The following is a 15,125-nucleotide window of genomic DNA, read 5'->3' as shown; positions in this document are numbered from 1 at the left end:
CTATTCAAGAAATAAAAAAGAAATGTTATCACAGTTTGTAAACACGACAAATGTAGCTCCAATTGTTTGATAAAGCCTGACTGGATATTTTTTATTTCTTGTCACAACTGTAATAGGTACTTGAAACGAAAACCGAATCCACTCCGTAAAAAAACTAACGGTTGGCAAGTCATCACCGAGCAAGATAACCTTTTTTATGCCTGTACAAATACTTGTTATATTCAGTTCCTTATTAAAGCAATAAGTTGTTTGAAAACCAAACTTTCTTACTTCTGCTGCTATTTGTTCATTAGCAGCCAAAATAATCAATTCACTTTGAAAAGATACTAATTCTCTTAAACTGTTTAACTTATCCTTTTCTCCTACACAAATGAGTGTTAGTCCTTGTTTCTCACCCATGTATTTCATCCTCCCTAGCATAAAAGAATCAGTTGATATTCTCCTATACTAACCAGATCGCTGAAGAGATACATCCATCATTGCACCACCCTCTCCCAAAACGCTTACGAAGTTAGCTGTCGGATTCGGACTTTGAGAGTAGCCCTACTTTCATCATGAAAGATTCACCCCTAGTGACCAGGCACAATTTGGTTCCTCCGCTCCAAATCATTGGACTCAGCGTTACAAAAAACAGATTTTGGCTGATATCATACTCCTAAATATGGAAATTGTAAACAATTAAAAATAATGAACGATTTTCTGAATATCCTCGAAAAAAACAATTTTTTAATATATTATTCAACGAAAGTTATTCATCATCATAAAAAAACAGGAACCAGTTAGCTCCTGTTTTCTAGCACTCTCATCTGAAATATTTACATACGTACTTCTTTACGTTTATATGCAAAATGGTTCGTTGGTCCATGGCCGTTGCCAATATTTAATGGCTCTGCAATTGCACTACTAATAAATTGTTTCGCTTCTTGAACGGCATCTTTCATATCGTATCCTTTGGCAAGTCCCGCCGTTACAGCAGAGGCAAATGTGCAACCGCTACCATGCGTTTGTTTTGAAGCAATTCTTTCGCTTTTAAATTCAATGAATTGCTCGCCATCGAACAAGAAATCAATCACTTCACTTCCTTGATACTCTGCATGTCCACCTTTCATCAGAACATACTGAGCACCTAATGTATGCAATGCTTTTGCAGCTTCTTTGCTATCTTCTATATTATGAATCTGAATACCTGTTAATACTTCTGCTTCTGGTACATTTGGCGTTATAACAGTGGCGATCGGTAGTAAATGTTCTTTCAATGCATGAACAGCTTCTTGCTGCAATAGTGACGCCCCGCCTTTTGCAATCATAACAGGATCTAGAACAATATTATTCCAGCCGAATTTTTTAATATGTTCTGCAACAACTTGAATAATTTCACCACTAAATAACATTCCAAGTTTCACTGCATCTGGTGTTAAATCAGCACCAATTGAATTCAACTGCTCTACAATTCCTTCAAGCGAAACAGGATATACCCCTTGAACGCCAAGTGTATTTTGAGCAGTAATGGTGGTAATCGCCGTCATTCCGTACACACCAAGCTCTTGGAACGTTTTCAAATCAGCTTGAATTCCAGCACCGCCACCGCTATCAGATCCAGCAATTGTTAATGCTTTATTTACTTTCATCTCATTCACTCCTTTTATCCAAAATAACGATGATATATTGTTTTCGCTTCTGCTATCTCTTTCGTTCCGTGCACAAGAACGCGCCCGTCTTGAAAAGCAACAAGCCGCTTTCCTTCAGCACGAAATGACAATAAATATGGGTTCACTGTTAAATCAGCTACGCGGTCATGTAACAGTTCTTTATATCTATGAAAATCAAGCTGTTCTTTATGAGGAGGACGAATTTGAACTGTATTTCTACCGCATAAAACAGCCGTTTTTGACGTATTCTCTTTATTTAAATATGGATAGATTGCTTTCTCACCACAAGATGGACAATGTTCCTTTTTCAACTTCTGTACATTCATACAGGAATATTCATTTTTCCATACATCAAATGACACGAGACCATCCCGAAGCGCTTTATAATCTTCTACTAAAAGTTTAAGCGTTTCTGTTACTTGATGCGAAACAACGATCGATACAGCAGGTGAAATAATACCTGCTGTATCACATGTTGCTCCGCCAAGTGGAATGGATTGTAGTAAGCAAGATAAACACGGTGTCTTTCCTGGCAAAATAGTATAAGAAAGACCGTAACTCCCTACACAAGCTCCGTAAATCCATGGAATTGAATATTTTTGTGATATATCATTTACTATAAAACGTGTTTCAAAATTATCAGTCGCATCAATTATGACATCGACATTGGGAATAAGTTCTTCTAGCTCTTCTGCGGTTATATCTTTCACAAAAGCCTCTACTACTACACTACTATTAATCGCTTTCAAACGCTGTTTTGCCGCGACAGCTTTCGGAAGATGGTTCTTCACATCTTCTTCAGCATATAGTTGCTGCCTTTGCAAATTACTCCAATCAATATAATCGCGGTCTACAATCGTTACTTTTCCCACACCCGCTCTTACAAGCATTTCTGCATTAGCGCTACCAAGTGCTCCTGCACCGATAATGAATACATGCTTTTCTCCTATCTTTTGTTGCCCTTTTTCTCCTATTGAAGAAAATAGCTCTTGACGAGAATATCGATTATTCAACTACGCTCATTCCTTCTAAAGGACTGCTTGCTGTTGCAAAGCGTTTCCGTGCAATACGTCCTGCTTCAAATCCTAAACGTCCTGCATGAATACCTAGTTTCATTGCTTCCGCCATTTTAATAGGATCTTTCGCACCAGATACAGCTGTATTTAATAACACACCGTCTGCCCCTAATTCCATCGCAAATGCTGCGTCAGCTGGGCTCCCAACACCTGCATCTACAATAACTGGTACCGTTGCTTGTTCAATAATAAAGCTTATATTTAACGGATTTACAATACCAAGTCCTGAACCAATTGGTGACGCACCAGGCATAATCGCATGCACACCAAGTTCTTGTAGTTTGCGAGCTAATACAACATCATCTGATGTATAAGGAAGAACAATAAACCCTTCTTCAAGAAGCATTTCAGATGCTTTTAACGTCTCTACTGGATCTGGCAATAACGTTTTATCATCACCAATCACTTCTACTTTTACCATGTCACATAGACCTGATGCTTTTGCTAGTTTTGCAATACGAACCGCTTCTTCAGCTGTTTTTGCCCCTGCTGTATTTGGAAGTAATGTGTAGTTTTTTACATCAATTTTTTCTAATAAGTTCGGTTGCAGTGCATCAAATATATCCATTCGGCGCACTGCAAATGTTAAAATTTCCGCTTCTGATACTTCGATTGCTTTTCTTTGCACATCATAATCAGAAAATTTTCCTGTTCCTAATAAAAGTCTAGATTTGAATGTGAATGGTCCAATTTTTAACATAATCAACCGCCTCCTACGAAAGTTACAATCTCAATTTGATCACCATCAAAAACGGAAGTGTCTTGATGGTCTTCTTTTTGCAAAATATCCTTATTGCGTTCCACCACAACAATCTTTGTATCCAACTCTAAGTGAGTAAGCAATTCCGCTACCGTTTTAATATGTTCTGGCACCTCTACTTGCCTACCATTAATTTTCAAATACAAACTTCCATCCCCCTTCTAAACTGACTTTGAAAGCAATGAATCTAACAAATGATTATTTTGTTTTCCTTCTATGATATCGGCCATATATTGACCAGAAATAGGACTCAATAAAATACCGTTTCGGTAATGACCTGCACAAGCACATAACCCTTTTATTTCCTCATGCTCTCCCATATAAGGAACGTCATGATTTGATTGCGGCCGCAGCCCTGCCCATGCGGTTTCCCACTCCGCATCTTTTAAAGCTGGTAAAATGGAATAAGCACGTTCTAATATCGAAGTGATACTTTTTGGTTGTACAGATTTGTTACATGTATGAGGTTCCATTGTTGCTCCCATTACATAGCGACCTCCGCGTTTTGGCGCGATGTAAAATCTTTCTTGAAAAATCGGAGCCCTTATTAATGGCTTATAGCTTTTTACTGCGACTACTTCCCCTTTTACAGGATAAGTACCCCAATCTCTATGAAAATATTGAAGTAGTTTTGTACTCCATGAACCACCTGCAATAACTACTTTTTCACATGAAATAAAGCCTTCGCTCGTAACAATTCCGGATACTCTATTTTTTTCAATTTGAATATCAAATACTTCTGTCTGTTCATATATATCAGCACCAGAAATGGCCGCAGATTGTGCGAGCGCTTTCGTTAGTTCTGGCGCAATAACATGACCATCTTTTGGATAATAGACAGCACCGATAATAGAAGAAGAAAGAAACGGTTCCTTTTGGCGAAGCTCATCTCCTGTTATATAATAAGATTCCTCACCTGTTTCTTGTTGCCAGTGCATGATATTTCGTATTCTCGTTTTCTCCTCTTCATTTTGAGCAATCCGATATATCCCTTTCTCTTCATATCCAATATCAATTCCCGTTTTTTCTCGTAAAGCCTTTGCAAGTTGCGGAAATATTGCACGGCTCTCTCTAGCAAGTTCAAAAAGCGGATCGTATGCATCCCATTCCGCCTGTACTCCAAGGAGTCCCGCCGCTGCTTTTGATGCTTCCGAAGCAACTCTTTGCTTCTCAACAATTGCAACTTCGCAACCTCTTTCTGCTAGAAAATGTGCAACTGAACTACCAATTACACCACCGCCAATAATGGCTACATCATACTTCTTACTCATGATTTCCCGCCCACTTTCTTATGATTTCCTTATACAATCTTGCTTTCTCGTATGGATTACGATCGCTTACAATTCCAGACATAACTGCAATACCACTCACACCAGATTTAAGAACTTCTGTTGTATTTTCAAGTGTTATTCCTCCAATAGCTGTAATCGGTATTGTTAACCGCCTTGCCATATCTGAAATTTCTTCTAGTCCTCTTGCAGGGACACCTTTCTTACAGCTCGTTGGGAATACATGACCATAAACAAGCGAATCCGCTCCATGTTTGAACGCTACGATTGCTTCTTCTAAAGAATGCACAGAATAACCAACATGCAAATAAGAAAATTTCTCTTTCACAGATTTCACATCTGCGCTGCGGTATCCTAATTGTACGCGCGGAATATTTAATAAAATTGCAATATCAATTCGGTCATTGATTACAAGTTTAGATGCGGGAAAGCCTCTTTTTAAGAGACCTTCCACACCTTCATACAACTCTTTCGTACTTTTCTCACGTTCACGAATATGCAAATAATCAATCTCACTCTCCATTTGCATCGCTACATTCGTTAGCTCTTCAAATGTCATTTGACCATTTGAAATGACATGAAGTTCATTTTCCATACACATTCGCCTACTTTAAAATGTTTTCAAATAATTCATTAGCAGGAACAAGCTCTTTTGTCATTCCTTTTTCTTTCAACCACTTATTTTGTTTTTCCCATGACTCTTTTGAATCTGATAAAAATGGCTCATCTTTTGTTTCCATTTTTTCTAATAAAATTTTCATGCTCTCCTTCTCAACTTCAGGGACGAGTGGGAAGTTTTCTTTTTCTTGATGATCTAATAAAATGTTAAGAGCCTCATCTGGATTTTTTTTCATAAATTCATATCCCTTTTTCGTACCGCGTAAGAAAGCCTGTAGAGCTTCTTTATCCTTTTTCAACGTTTTCTCTCCTGTGACAAACACAAGTTCATGATAATTTGGCACGCCGTAGTCAGCTGGATTAAAGTACGCTGGCTCGTGACCTTGATGACGCATGACAGGAACTTCATGGTTAATGTATGCCCCTGTGACAGCATCTACTTTTTTCGTAATTAATGCTGGTACTAAATCAAATCCTACATCGACTACTTTTACATCGCTCAGATTCCCACCATCTTCTTTTACCATTGCTTTTAAATACGCTTCACTTAAAGGTGTTCCAGAATAACCAACTGTTTTTCCCACTAAATCTTTTGGTGATTGAATACCTGCTGACTTTAATGAAACAATATGGTTTAACGGTGAGCGAACAACCGCCCCAATTGATTTCACAGGAATTTGTTCATTTGCCTTTGCAATAATTACATCTGGTTGATAGTATAAGCCCACTGTCACTTTTCCTGTTGCTGGTAATGTTAAAGGATCAGTTGGATTAGAAGGGAATTTTATATTTACTTTTACACCTTCTTCTTTAAAATACCCCTTATCGATTGCTGCATAGATAAAACTATGCACCGCATTTGGATACCAATCGAGCATCACCGTAACTTCTTTCTCCTTTTTTTGCTTATCTGACGCTGAATCAGTAGAACATCCTGCAATCATTGCAATGAATAAAGTAAACACAAAGATGTATTTGAATAATTTCATGAATGTTTCCTCCAACTAATAAATTTCTTTTCGAATATAGAAACAAGTAGGACAAACAAAATAGCAAGTAATGATAAAAGGACAATTGGCGCAAAGACTCCCGCCCCATCTAACTGCGTCATCATTCGCTTACTAAAGTAGCCTAAGCCAGCTTGCGCTCCAAGCCACTCACCAATTGCTGCACCGATAACGCTAAGCGGAACAGCAATCTTAAGCGCTGAGAAAAAATAAGGAAGTGCAGATGGCAACTTTAATTTTAAAAAAATATCTTTTTTCGTTGCGCCGTATGTAACTAACAGCTCTTCCCAATCCTTTTTCGTACTGCGCAATCCATCGTACATATTGACCGCAATTGGGAAAAAGGTAATTAAAACCGTCACAACAACTTTGCTCCAAATAGAATATCCAAACCATAAAACAAATAATGGGGCCAAAGCGGTAATCGGTATTGTTTGTGAGGCAACGAGTAACGGATAAAAAGCTCTTTCCATCCATTTACTCGCATTCATTGCCATTGCAAGCCCAACACCAAGGACAATAGAAATTGCAACACCGATAAAAACGACATACAACGTTGCTGGTAAATGAACCGTAAAGAGTATGTCACGCAGCGCCCACATTTTCGCTATAATTGCAGTCGGTGCTGGTAAAATATACATTTCATCTACAATTCTAGCTCCCACTTCCCAGCTTACAAGCAATATGCCACTTAATATACATGCAGGCAGTAGCTCTCTCATTTTCTTCATATAAGCACCTGCCCTTTTAACATACTAAGTAGTTCATCCTTTAACGCTAGTACCTCTGGTCTGTGTAGGTCTTTTCTTGTCCGTTCTTTCCCAAGTGGGACAACACGCTCTGTTAACGTTGTAATCGGCTGCGTTGTCACAATGAGGATTCGATTCGAAAGAAACAGCGCCTCCTCTACATCATGTGTAATAAATAAAATTGTTTTTTTCCACTGTTTCCATTGTTCAAACAACCATTCTTGCAATGTTGCCTTTGTTAATGCATCCAGCGCACTAAACGGTTCATCTAACAATAAAATATCTCCACCTGTTAGTAATGTTCGAATAAACGATACTCGTTGCCGCATTCCTCCCGACAAGTCTTTCGGGTACTTTTGCTCGTATCCTTGTAATCCAAATTGCTCTAAAAGTTCTTTCGCTCTTCTTTCAGCTTCTGTTTTCTTAATTCCTTGACATTCTAAAGGAAGGGCTGCATTTTCAATAATCGTTCTCCATGGCAAGAGCATATCTTTTTGTGGCATATATCCTACAGGATGACTCTTTGTTTCCATCAGTTGAATTGTTCCAGCCGCTGCATCTTCTAATCCTGTAATTAAGCGAAATAATGTACTTTTGCCACAGCCACTCGGCCCGATGATGCTAACAAATTCTTTTTCCTTTATGGAAGCATCTAAGTCCTTTATAATAGGCTTTTCATCATAATGAAAGGAAACATTATGAAACTGTAGTATGCTCTTTGTCTTCAAAACCCCACATCTCCTTGCGATATGCCATATCCCAGAATAAATATTCAAAGCGGCTGGAATATAGGAAAATCTCTTCTAAGCGGGATAATTCTTGTTCTGTTTTTCCTTCAGCTAGTTCGTTTAATAAATCGATTAACCAAATGCAAAGATTCCCATACTCTTCTGAGCTATACCCTTGAATCCATTCCCCAAAGAACTCATGATCTCTTGCTCCTGGAATATCATTTAAACGTTTTCCAATTTCCCAATAACTCCACATACACGGAAGCAGCGCTGCAATAAGCTCAGCCAATGTACCATTTTGCGATACTGACATCATATAGTTTGTGTACGCTAAGTTTTTAGCTGATGGCTTCGCTGCTTCTATCTCTTCTATAGAAATTCCAAGACGCTTTGCATACTGTTTATGAATTGTCATTTCTCCATTTAAAATGCCATCGATTTGTTCCGCAAATTTTGCCATCACTTGTGGATTCGTTGCTTTTACAACACCAATTGCATAAATTTTTGCATAATCTAGCAAATATAAATAATCTTGTATGATGTAATATTGGAACTTATCCTTTTCTAACGTGCCATCTCCCATCCCCGTTACAAAAGGATGATTATGACTTTTTTCCCAAACAGGCTGCACTGCTTCAAATAATCTGTCACAAAATTTCATATATATTTCCCCTTCCTTTATATCTTTTTATCCAAATAAAAAACCACTCCTATATAAGAAGTGGCTACAGCAAATAAAAATATACATATGCATTGCTCCACTTCCCTTCGCTAGTATTACCTAGATCAGGTCCATAAGGGTTAAGGTTCATTCCTCTCTCAGCCTATCAAGCACCCCTAGTGGTATCTGTTATGAAATTATAAAATAAAAAAGCCCCGTTTCCATGCGCAAAGAAACGGGGACTTATACTTTCGTCCAAATTGCTTCCCTACGCTAGCATAACCTAGATCAGGTAATAAAAGGATCAAAGACTTACGGCCTTACTCTCAGTTGGCAACACCAACTCTCCTAGCACAATATAAAATTACCATTGTCAGTATAACACCGTCATCAAGCTTCAGCAACTATTTTAATTTTCTTAATGATCTACTTCATATACTGTTGCTAGAAACATAAATCAGTTGAGGTTCTCCATCCCTGTTATTATTCTCCTCTTTTTTGATTTCACATGGCATCGCACAATTTTCTCATTAAAAAGCAAACTTCCATACACTTAACATTATTTTTCTATTGATTTCATATTACATTTATGTGAATAAGCCCCACTCGATTCTATCTTTATACTATAATAAAAGGTACAGTATTACATCTAGAGGAGGCCTTGATTATATGAACTTGAGAGCTACAGCTTTAACAGCAACTACTGTCGCAATTGCTTCCTTACTTCCTTCTGTAACAGAAGTAGATACGCAGACAGCTGCTGCACAGCAAACATCAAAAGCAAAGACTGGCTATGTGAAAGTAGAAAAAGCAGACTTATATCCAACTACAAATGTTAACAATGATTCAATCGGTAGCATCCCCTATAACACCCCTGTTACCATTCTTGAAACAGTTCACGACTGGTATAAAGTAAATATTCATAATCAGATCGGTTACATAAAAAAAGATGCTATTACATTTACAAAATCTAGTAAGCGAAACGAGCAATATATTGTACATGCAAATGCGTTAAATGTTCGTTCTGAACCGAATACAGAATCTTCTATTCTTGACGTATTACCGAATGGTAAGTTCGTTGCAGTTCAAGGAACAGAAGGAAATTGGTATAAAATTTTTCACAACGGCCAAATTGGATATGTACAAAAAGATTTTGTATCTAGCGGTTCAAAACCTTTAGTAAAAGGAATTACCGTACAAAACACACCTACCTATACCGTTGCTACTCCAAAACTGAACGTACGTAGTAATGCAGGAACGAATAGTACGATCATCGGCTCTTTACAAAACGGTACACAAGTTCAGGTTGTAGAAACAGTCGGAACTTGGTATAAAATTCGCTTCGGCACAGCGTATGGCTATGTAGCCAAACATTATATCATCCAAAATCAAGCGCAAAGCAAAAAGACAAATCCTTCTATCCCAGCTGTTTTTAAATTTCCGACACAAGGAAAAATTAGTTCAACGTTTGATATGCGCTGGGAACAAATGCACTATGGAGTAGATATTGCTGCACAAGGGAATGTTTCTATTCATGCAGCTGCTTCAGGAAAAGTTGTGAAGTCTTATTATTCAGCGAGTTATGGTAATGTTGTTTTCGTTGCTCATCGGATCAATGGAAAATTGTATACAACCGTTTATGCTCATATGAAAGATCGCGCTGTAAAGATCGGAGACACAGTACAAGTTGGACAACTATTAGGTCATATGGGAAATACAGGACATTCCTTTGGACAACATCTTCATTTTGAATTACATAATGGAGAATGGAATTTTGAAAAAACGAATGCAGTTGATCCACTGCCATATTTAGTTAGGTAAATACTATGCCACGCAATATCCCATTCATGATTGAATCTATAGCCTTCTTTGGCTTAATTTGTTGTTTAATTATTTATAATACAAGCATTGTATTTTTATCTATTATTATTACTTTTGTTATTTTAGAAATTATGATGGAAGCATTTCAAATTCGTCTGAAACAAAAAATTGCTCATATTTACGTTATACTTTTTCTTTTAAGTGCTTTTATAACAAACGTAGTAAGTGGTGGCTTTTATCTATCTTCCATATTCCCTGTGTTCTTCTTAGGAGTCTTACTGGTTGTGTCCCAATATATTAATGTTCCTGATAAACAAAAGAAACAAGAAAAACAAAAGCAGCAAGGAATCTAGAAAGAGGAGACAACTCACTTTCTTTGATGTATAAGAAAATACAGGCTGCTAGTTCATACTACTAAGCAAAAAGGATCTCATGTAAATGGAGATCCTTTTTGCTTATATATTTATTTTAGCCACACGCATATTTCTCATAAATGAAGCTTAAGTTATACTTTTTCTCTAGACTCATTCTCTGTTCATCGTCACACCAGTAAAATAAAATATCATGGATCGTTGCATAACGTTTGTTCTTTAAAAACACCTTAAAGAATGATGGTAAACAATCATGTAACTGTATAAAAATATAATTCCGTAAGATTTCTTCCTTATATTCAATCCCTTTACATACATGCAAGAGTTCTTCATAATAATATGCATGCTGAGGAACTTGAATCATTTCAAAGAATGGTATGTAAGATAATAGCTTACCAATAAAGTGTCCATAGCGGTTCATAATCTCTATTGTCATATGTTCCATCATTTCTTTCATAACATATAAATAATCATCGACATGTGTTGTTTTTAATGGGTCAAGCCGATCTGATATTTGTGAAATGACAGCTCTTTGACATGCAATAACAGCATGATTAGGACCATAGTACGAAAGAAAATCTGTGCATTTACGATATTTTCTTAATAAATCAAATGTATATAAATCACCTAAATATGCATTGCAATATATTGCTAGATTCATCATATCATCATTTAGTTCTTTTTTAGAAAGAGATTTTGCTTGTTTACATAGGTAAAAGAATGTGAACTCTAAAACTTCTTTATGAGATACTAATTCTCGATATTCTTCTATACATTTTTCATTAAATTTTACTCTTTTCCAAATCACTGCATCTTCATTTTTTAATTCTCCAACACGGTACTTAATAATTAAATAGTTTAAAGCAACAATTTGTGTTATGGAATCCCACGTTTCATACTCCATTGAAGTATGTACAAATTCATCTAACCTTTGATTTACCATAAATGTATATGCTTCTTGATACCAACCAATCTCTTGGCATAAACGAACGATACGCACCAATGTAGGAATCTCATCTTTATGAAATTGAGGTAATTCTTTTACTTTGTTCATTCCATATAAAATGAATGGAATTAAATTTTCTTCTTTGTAAAACTCTTTTTCTTTCCATACTAGAAGTGTTCTCTCTTTCTCCTCACCTTTCGGACGACAAGGTACAAGTAAAGAAAATAAATCAGCAAAATCTTTTGGTTCCACATATGTATCAATCACCAAATTCCAATTCGGATTGCCCTGCACAGCTTTCATATAACTCCCCTTCCAATTTTCCTTTCTATATAAACACGCTAAAGTTTGTTAATAATAAAAACTCAACAAATATTGCTATATTCAAAATCGCTCATAACCCTTATATCTATTAGTATATCATTTTTTATCGTGATAAAAATTAAGAATAAAAATTTTAAAAAACTTTTCAAATATAGCAATGATCTTTGAATTTTATTTCAGATACATTACACTCACAATTCCTTTTCATTCTAATTGCAAGAATAATGTATCTGATTCTCATTTTTCATCCATAATCGTCTTAAAGTTCGTGTGATCCTTTTGTATGCTCTGATATTTCACCTAAGGCAAAACCAGCTTGATCATCAGCTGCTTCTACTGTTGCTAAATCTCCTAACGCTAACATTCCAACAAGTACCCCGTTCTCTACTACTGGCAATCTTCTCACTTGATATCTTGCCATTAACTCTGTTGCCTTCTCAACCGGGTCGTTAGGTGCTACTGAAACAATATTTGTGGTCATCACATTTGTAATTTTATTAGACCCTGGATGCTTCTCGGCAATTCCACGAACAACTAAATCGCGATCTGTAACAAGACCAACAACTTGATTGTTATCGACGACCGGAATCATACCAATTTCTTCTTCTTTCATTTTAACAGCCGCTTCATACACATTATCTAAAGGCGTACATTGTACAATATTTGTACTCATCAGATCTCTTACAAATGGCATATTATTTGTTCCCTCCTTTTAATACATACCATAGTTTTCCCAAAATCCCTTTATTTATTTCAAATACTTCACTTCATATTTGTTTAGATTTACAACATCGTATGTAAAAGGAGAAAGTATACGTAACATAAGAAAAAAGAGTCAGCAATTATGCTGACTCTTTTTATGACCCGTACGGGATTCGAACCCGTGTTACCGCCGTGAAAGGGCGGTGTCTTAACCACTTGACCAACGGGCCATGGCTCCGCAGGTAGGACTCGAACCTACGACCGATCGGTTAACAGCCGATAGCTCTACCACTGAGCTACTGCGGAATATGATGATGGGCCTAAATGGACTCGAACCATCGACCTCACGCTTATCAGGCGTGCGCTCTAACCAGCTGAGCTATAGGCCCATATTTCTAAACAGGGGCAGTAGGAATCGAACCCACACCGGAGGTTTTGGAGACCTCTGTTCTACCGTTAAACTATGCCCCTAAACGATGCCGGCTAGAGGACTTGAACCCCCAACCTACTGATTACAAGTCAGTTGCTCTACCAATTGAGCTAAGCCGGCTCGCTAATTCAAAATAATGGCTCGGGACGGAATCGAACCGCCGACACGAGGATTTTCAGTCCTCTGCTCTACCGACTGAGCTACCGAGCCTTATGTAATGGCGGTCCCGACCGGGGTCGAACCGGCGATCTCCTGCGTGACAGGCAGGCATGTTAACCACTACACCACGGGACCATTTGGTTGCGGGGACAGGATTTGAACCTGCGACCTTCGGGTTATGAGCCCGACGAGCTACCAGACTGCTCCACCCCGCGACAATATAAATTTTAAAAATAAGGAGGTAGAGGGATTCGAACCCCCGCGCGACTCTCGCCGCCTGTCGGTTTTCAAGACCGATCCCTTCAGCCAGACTTGGGTATACCTCCATGAAGGTAATATACATTATATAATAATCTTTATAAACTATTAATGATTCCATTTCAATAACAATAAAATGGAGGAGGTAGAGGGATTCGAACCCCCGCACGGCTCTCACCGCCTGTCGGTTTTCAAGACCGATCCCTTCAGCCAGACTTGGGTATACCTCCAATAATAAGAAAAGTGGAGCCTAGCGGGATCGAACCGCTGACCTCCTGCGTGCAAGGCAGGCGCTCTCCCAGCTGAGCTAAGGCCCCATAATATTTTAAAATATCGGGAAGACAGGATTTGAACCTGCGACCCCCTGGTCCCAAACCAGGTGCTCTACCAAGCTGAGCCACTTCCCGAAAGAAAACGCGCCCGAGAGGAGTCGAACCCCTAACCTCTTGATCCGTAGTCAAACGCTCTATCCAATTGAGCTACGGGCGCACATGGTGCCGAGGGCGGGAGTCGAACCCGCACGGTGGTCACCCACCGCAGGATTTTAAGTCCTGTGCGTCTGCCTGTTCCGCCACCCCGGCATGTCATGTTTGGAGCGGAAGACGGGATTCGAACCCGCGACCCCAACCTTGGCAAGGTTGTATTCTACCACTGAACTACTTCCGCAAGACATGTTATAAATATTTTATTAAAAGTGCGGGTGAAGGGAGTCGAACCCCCACGCCAAAGGCGCCAGATCCTAAGTCTGGTGCGTCTGCCAATTCCGCCACACCCGCATATTCTTTTAAATGGTGAGCCATGAAGGACTCGAACCTTCGACCCTCTGATTAAAAGTCAGATGCTCTACCAACTGAGCTAATGGCTCTTAAATGGCTGGGCTAGCTGGATTCGAACCAGCGCATGACGGAGTCAAAGTCCGTTGCCTTACCGCTTGGCTATAGCCCAATAATTAAGAATGGTGGAGGGGGGCAGATTCGAACTGCCGAACCCGAAGGAGCGGATTTACAGTCCGCCGCGTTTAGCCACTTCGCTACCCCTCCGACATATTATGGTGGAGGATGACGGGATCGAACCGCCGACCCCCTGCTTGTAAGGCAGGTGCTCTCCCAGCTGAGCTAATCCTCCATTTGCCTGGCAACGTCCTACTCTCACGGGGACAAGGTCCCAACTACCATCGGCGCTAGAGAGCTTAACTTCCGTGTTCGGTATGGGAACGGGTGTGACCTCTCTGCCATCATTACCAGACTTTTATTATTATACACATTCTTTCCAGAATGTCAACAGGAATTTTAAAAATATATTCCTTCAAAACTAGATAACATTCATGTAGTTCTTAGCGTAATCTAGCTCCAACGGCTAGATCCTCCGGTCATTTCACCACCCTCGGTCGAAGCAAAAAGCGCTTCTTGGTCGGGGGTTCCAATGCCCTACGGCTCTGAACAAGCCGTTTCCGCTTTTTTTATTGGTTAAGTCCTCGATCTATTAGTATTCGTCAGCTCCACGTGTCACCACGCTTCCACCTCGAACCTATCAACCTGATCATCTTTCAGGGATCTTACTAGCTTACGCTATGG

15 protein-coding genes, 20 tRNA genes, 2 rRNA genes and 3 riboswitches are annotated in these 15,125 nt (G+C 38.8%); of the genes, 2 read left to right on the top strand and 35 right to left on the bottom strand.

Features of this window, described 5'->3' with window-relative positions; translation table 11 throughout:
* The 11 genes from MR058_RS00185 to tenA all read right to left on the bottom strand — a co-directional run bounded on the left by MR058_RS00185 (position 1) and on the right by tenA (position 8,540).
* Positions 1–399 carry a hypothetical protein gene (locus tag MR058_RS00185; protein WP_242141812.1) on the bottom strand — a complete coding sequence of 133 codons (399 nt, stop codon included), beginning with the start codon at positions 397–399 and terminating at the stop codon, positions 1–3.
* Between the two features lie 85 nt (positions 400–484).
* Positions 485–631, bottom strand: a riboswitch (cyclic di-AMP (ydaO/yuaA leader).
* A 184-nt stretch (positions 632–815) separates the two neighbouring features.
* Entirely contained in the window at positions 816–1,628 is an 813-nt protein-coding gene (thiD, locus tag MR058_RS00180; protein ID WP_242141811.1) for a bifunctional hydroxymethylpyrimidine kinase/phosphomethylpyrimidine kinase, read from the bottom strand.
* A 14-nt stretch (positions 1,629–1,642) separates the two neighbouring features.
* Entirely contained in the window at positions 1,643–2,662 is a 1,020-nt protein-coding gene (locus tag MR058_RS00175; RefSeq protein ID WP_242141810.1) for a thiazole biosynthesis adenylyltransferase ThiF, read from the bottom strand.
* Positions 2,655–3,425: a thiazole synthase gene (locus tag MR058_RS00170; protein WP_242141809.1), complete on the bottom strand. Its 771-nt coding sequence runs from the start codon at positions 3,423–3,425 to the stop codon at positions 2,655–2,657. The genes MR058_RS00175 and MR058_RS00170 overlap by 8 nt, the downstream gene beginning before the upstream one ends.
* A gap of 2 nt (positions 3,426–3,427) precedes the next feature.
* On the bottom strand, positions 3,428–3,631 hold the full coding sequence (gene thiS / locus MR058_RS00165) for a sulfur carrier protein ThiS (RefSeq protein WP_242141808.1): 204 nt from the start codon (positions 3,629–3,631) through the stop codon (positions 3,428–3,430).
* A 15-nt stretch (positions 3,632–3,646) separates the two neighbouring features.
* Positions 3,647–4,756, bottom strand: a complete 1,110-nt coding sequence (gene thiO / locus MR058_RS00160; protein ID WP_242141807.1) for a glycine oxidase ThiO — start codon at positions 4,754–4,756, stop codon at positions 3,647–3,649.
* On the bottom strand, positions 4,749–5,369 hold the full coding sequence (tenI, locus tag MR058_RS00155; protein ID WP_242141806.1) for a thiazole tautomerase TenI: 621 nt from the start codon (positions 5,367–5,369) through the stop codon (positions 4,749–4,751). The genes thiO and tenI overlap by 8 nt, the downstream gene beginning before the upstream one ends.
* 10 nt (positions 5,370–5,379) lie before the next feature.
* Positions 5,380–6,381, bottom strand: a complete 1,002-nt coding sequence (locus tag MR058_RS00150; RefSeq protein ID WP_242141805.1) for an ABC transporter substrate-binding protein — start codon at positions 6,379–6,381, stop codon at positions 5,380–5,382.
* Complete coding sequence (locus tag MR058_RS00145; protein WP_242141804.1) at positions 6,378–7,130, bottom strand: ABC transporter permease; 753 nt, start codon at positions 7,128–7,130, stop codon at positions 6,378–6,380. The genes MR058_RS00150 and MR058_RS00145 overlap by 4 nt, the downstream gene beginning before the upstream one ends.
* Positions 7,127–7,876 carry an ABC transporter ATP-binding protein gene (locus MR058_RS00140; RefSeq protein ID WP_242141803.1) on the bottom strand — a complete coding sequence of 250 codons (750 nt, stop codon included), beginning with the start codon at positions 7,874–7,876 and terminating at the stop codon, positions 7,127–7,129. Before MR058_RS00140 ends, MR058_RS00145 begins: the two co-directional genes overlap by 4 nt.
* Positions 7,845–8,540 (bottom strand): thiaminase II, encoded by a 696-nt coding sequence (gene tenA / locus MR058_RS00135; RefSeq protein WP_242141802.1) that lies wholly within the window; start codon positions 8,538–8,540, stop codon positions 7,845–7,847. Before tenA ends, MR058_RS00140 begins: the two co-directional genes overlap by 32 nt.
* 85 nt (positions 8,541–8,625) lie before the next feature.
* A riboswitch (TPP riboswitch) is annotated at positions 8,626–8,728 on the bottom strand.
* Between the two features lie 60 nt (positions 8,729–8,788).
* A riboswitch (TPP riboswitch) is annotated at positions 8,789–8,900 on the bottom strand.
* A 309-nt stretch (positions 8,901–9,209) separates the two neighbouring features.
* Between tenA and MR058_RS00130 the strand changes: the two genes are divergently transcribed.
* Together MR058_RS00130 and MR058_RS00125 are read left to right on the top strand one after the other, a co-directional pair.
* Positions 9,210–10,361 carry an SH3 domain-containing protein gene (locus MR058_RS00130; RefSeq protein WP_242141801.1) on the top strand — a complete coding sequence of 384 codons (1,152 nt, stop codon included), beginning with the start codon at positions 9,210–9,212 and terminating at the stop codon, positions 10,359–10,361.
* Between the two features lie 5 nt (positions 10,362–10,366).
* Positions 10,367–10,714 (top strand): hypothetical protein, encoded by a 348-nt coding sequence (locus tag MR058_RS00125; protein ID WP_242141800.1) that lies wholly within the window; start codon positions 10,367–10,369, stop codon positions 10,712–10,714.
* 115 nt (positions 10,715–10,829) lie between these two features.
* Here MR058_RS00125 and MR058_RS00120 read toward each other — a convergent pair whose 3' ends face one another.
* The 24 genes from MR058_RS00120 to MR058_RS00005 all read right to left on the bottom strand — a co-directional run.
* A complete protein-coding gene (locus MR058_RS00120) occupies positions 10,830–11,981 on the bottom strand; it encodes a DUF3965 domain-containing protein (protein ID WP_242141799.1) in 1,152 nt (383 codons plus the stop codon).
* Between the two features lie 280 nt (positions 11,982–12,261).
* Positions 12,262–12,696, bottom strand: coding sequence for a CBS domain-containing protein (locus MR058_RS00115; protein WP_242141798.1), 435 nt, complete (start codon positions 12,694–12,696; stop codon positions 12,262–12,264).
* A gap of 166 nt (positions 12,697–12,862) precedes the next feature.
* A tRNA-Glu gene (locus MR058_RS00110) sits at positions 12,863–12,934 on the bottom strand.
* A 1-nt stretch (position 12,935) separates the two neighbouring features.
* A tRNA-Asn gene (locus MR058_RS00105) sits at positions 12,936–13,010 on the bottom strand.
* Between the two features lie 9 nt (positions 13,011–13,019).
* Positions 13,020–13,093 (bottom strand) — tRNA-Ile (locus MR058_RS00100).
* An 11-nt stretch (positions 13,094–13,104) separates the two neighbouring features.
* Positions 13,105–13,175: transfer RNA gene (locus tag MR058_RS00095), tRNA-Trp, on the bottom strand.
* Positions 13,176–13,181: 6 nt separating this feature from the next.
* A tRNA-Thr gene (locus MR058_RS00090) sits at positions 13,182–13,254 on the bottom strand.
* Between the two features lie 17 nt (positions 13,255–13,271).
* A tRNA-Phe gene (locus MR058_RS00085) sits at positions 13,272–13,344 on the bottom strand.
* Between the two features lie 8 nt (positions 13,345–13,352).
* Positions 13,353–13,428 (bottom strand) — tRNA-Asp (locus tag MR058_RS00080).
* A gap of 3 nt (positions 13,429–13,431) precedes the next feature.
* Positions 13,432–13,508, bottom strand: a tRNA-Met gene (locus MR058_RS00075).
* Positions 13,509–13,529: 21 nt separating this feature from the next.
* A tRNA-Ser gene (locus tag MR058_RS00070) sits at positions 13,530–13,619 on the bottom strand.
* A gap of 69 nt (positions 13,620–13,688) precedes the next feature.
* Positions 13,689–13,781: transfer RNA gene (locus MR058_RS00065), tRNA-Ser, on the bottom strand.
* Between the two features lie 14 nt (positions 13,782–13,795).
* A tRNA-Ala gene (locus MR058_RS00060) sits at positions 13,796–13,868 on the bottom strand.
* Between the two features lie 16 nt (positions 13,869–13,884).
* Positions 13,885–13,958 (bottom strand) — tRNA-Pro (locus MR058_RS00055).
* 8 nt (positions 13,959–13,966) lie between these two features.
* Positions 13,967–14,040: transfer RNA gene (locus MR058_RS00050), tRNA-Arg, on the bottom strand.
* Between the two features lie 3 nt (positions 14,041–14,043).
* Positions 14,044–14,132, bottom strand: a tRNA-Leu gene (locus tag MR058_RS00045).
* A gap of 10 nt (positions 14,133–14,142) precedes the next feature.
* Positions 14,143–14,217, bottom strand: a tRNA-Gly gene (locus MR058_RS00040).
* 29 nt (positions 14,218–14,246) lie between these two features.
* Positions 14,247–14,327: transfer RNA gene (locus tag MR058_RS00035), tRNA-Leu, on the bottom strand.
* A 13-nt stretch (positions 14,328–14,340) separates the two neighbouring features.
* Positions 14,341–14,416 (bottom strand) — tRNA-Lys (locus tag MR058_RS00030).
* A gap of 5 nt (positions 14,417–14,421) precedes the next feature.
* A tRNA-Gln gene (locus MR058_RS00025) sits at positions 14,422–14,496 on the bottom strand.
* Positions 14,497–14,507: 11 nt separating this feature from the next.
* Positions 14,508–14,591 (bottom strand) — tRNA-Tyr (locus tag MR058_RS00020).
* A gap of 9 nt (positions 14,592–14,600) precedes the next feature.
* Positions 14,601–14,676 (bottom strand) — tRNA-Val (locus MR058_RS00015).
* A gap of 4 nt (positions 14,677–14,680) precedes the next feature.
* Positions 14,681–14,796 (bottom strand): 5S ribosomal RNA (gene rrf, locus MR058_RS00010).
* 217 nt (positions 14,797–15,013) lie between these two features.
* A 23S ribosomal RNA gene (locus MR058_RS00005) occupies positions 15,014–15,125 on the bottom strand; the annotation flags it as partial.

This window comes from Bacillus cereus group sp. BfR-BA-01430, from assembly GCF_022663115.1.
GTDB lineage: Bacteria > Bacillota > Bacilli > Bacillales > Bacillaceae_G > Bacillus_A > Bacillus_A cereus_BD.
Note: the sequence above shows the minus strand (reverse complement) of the source record. Positions and strands in the feature narration are given on the sequence as shown.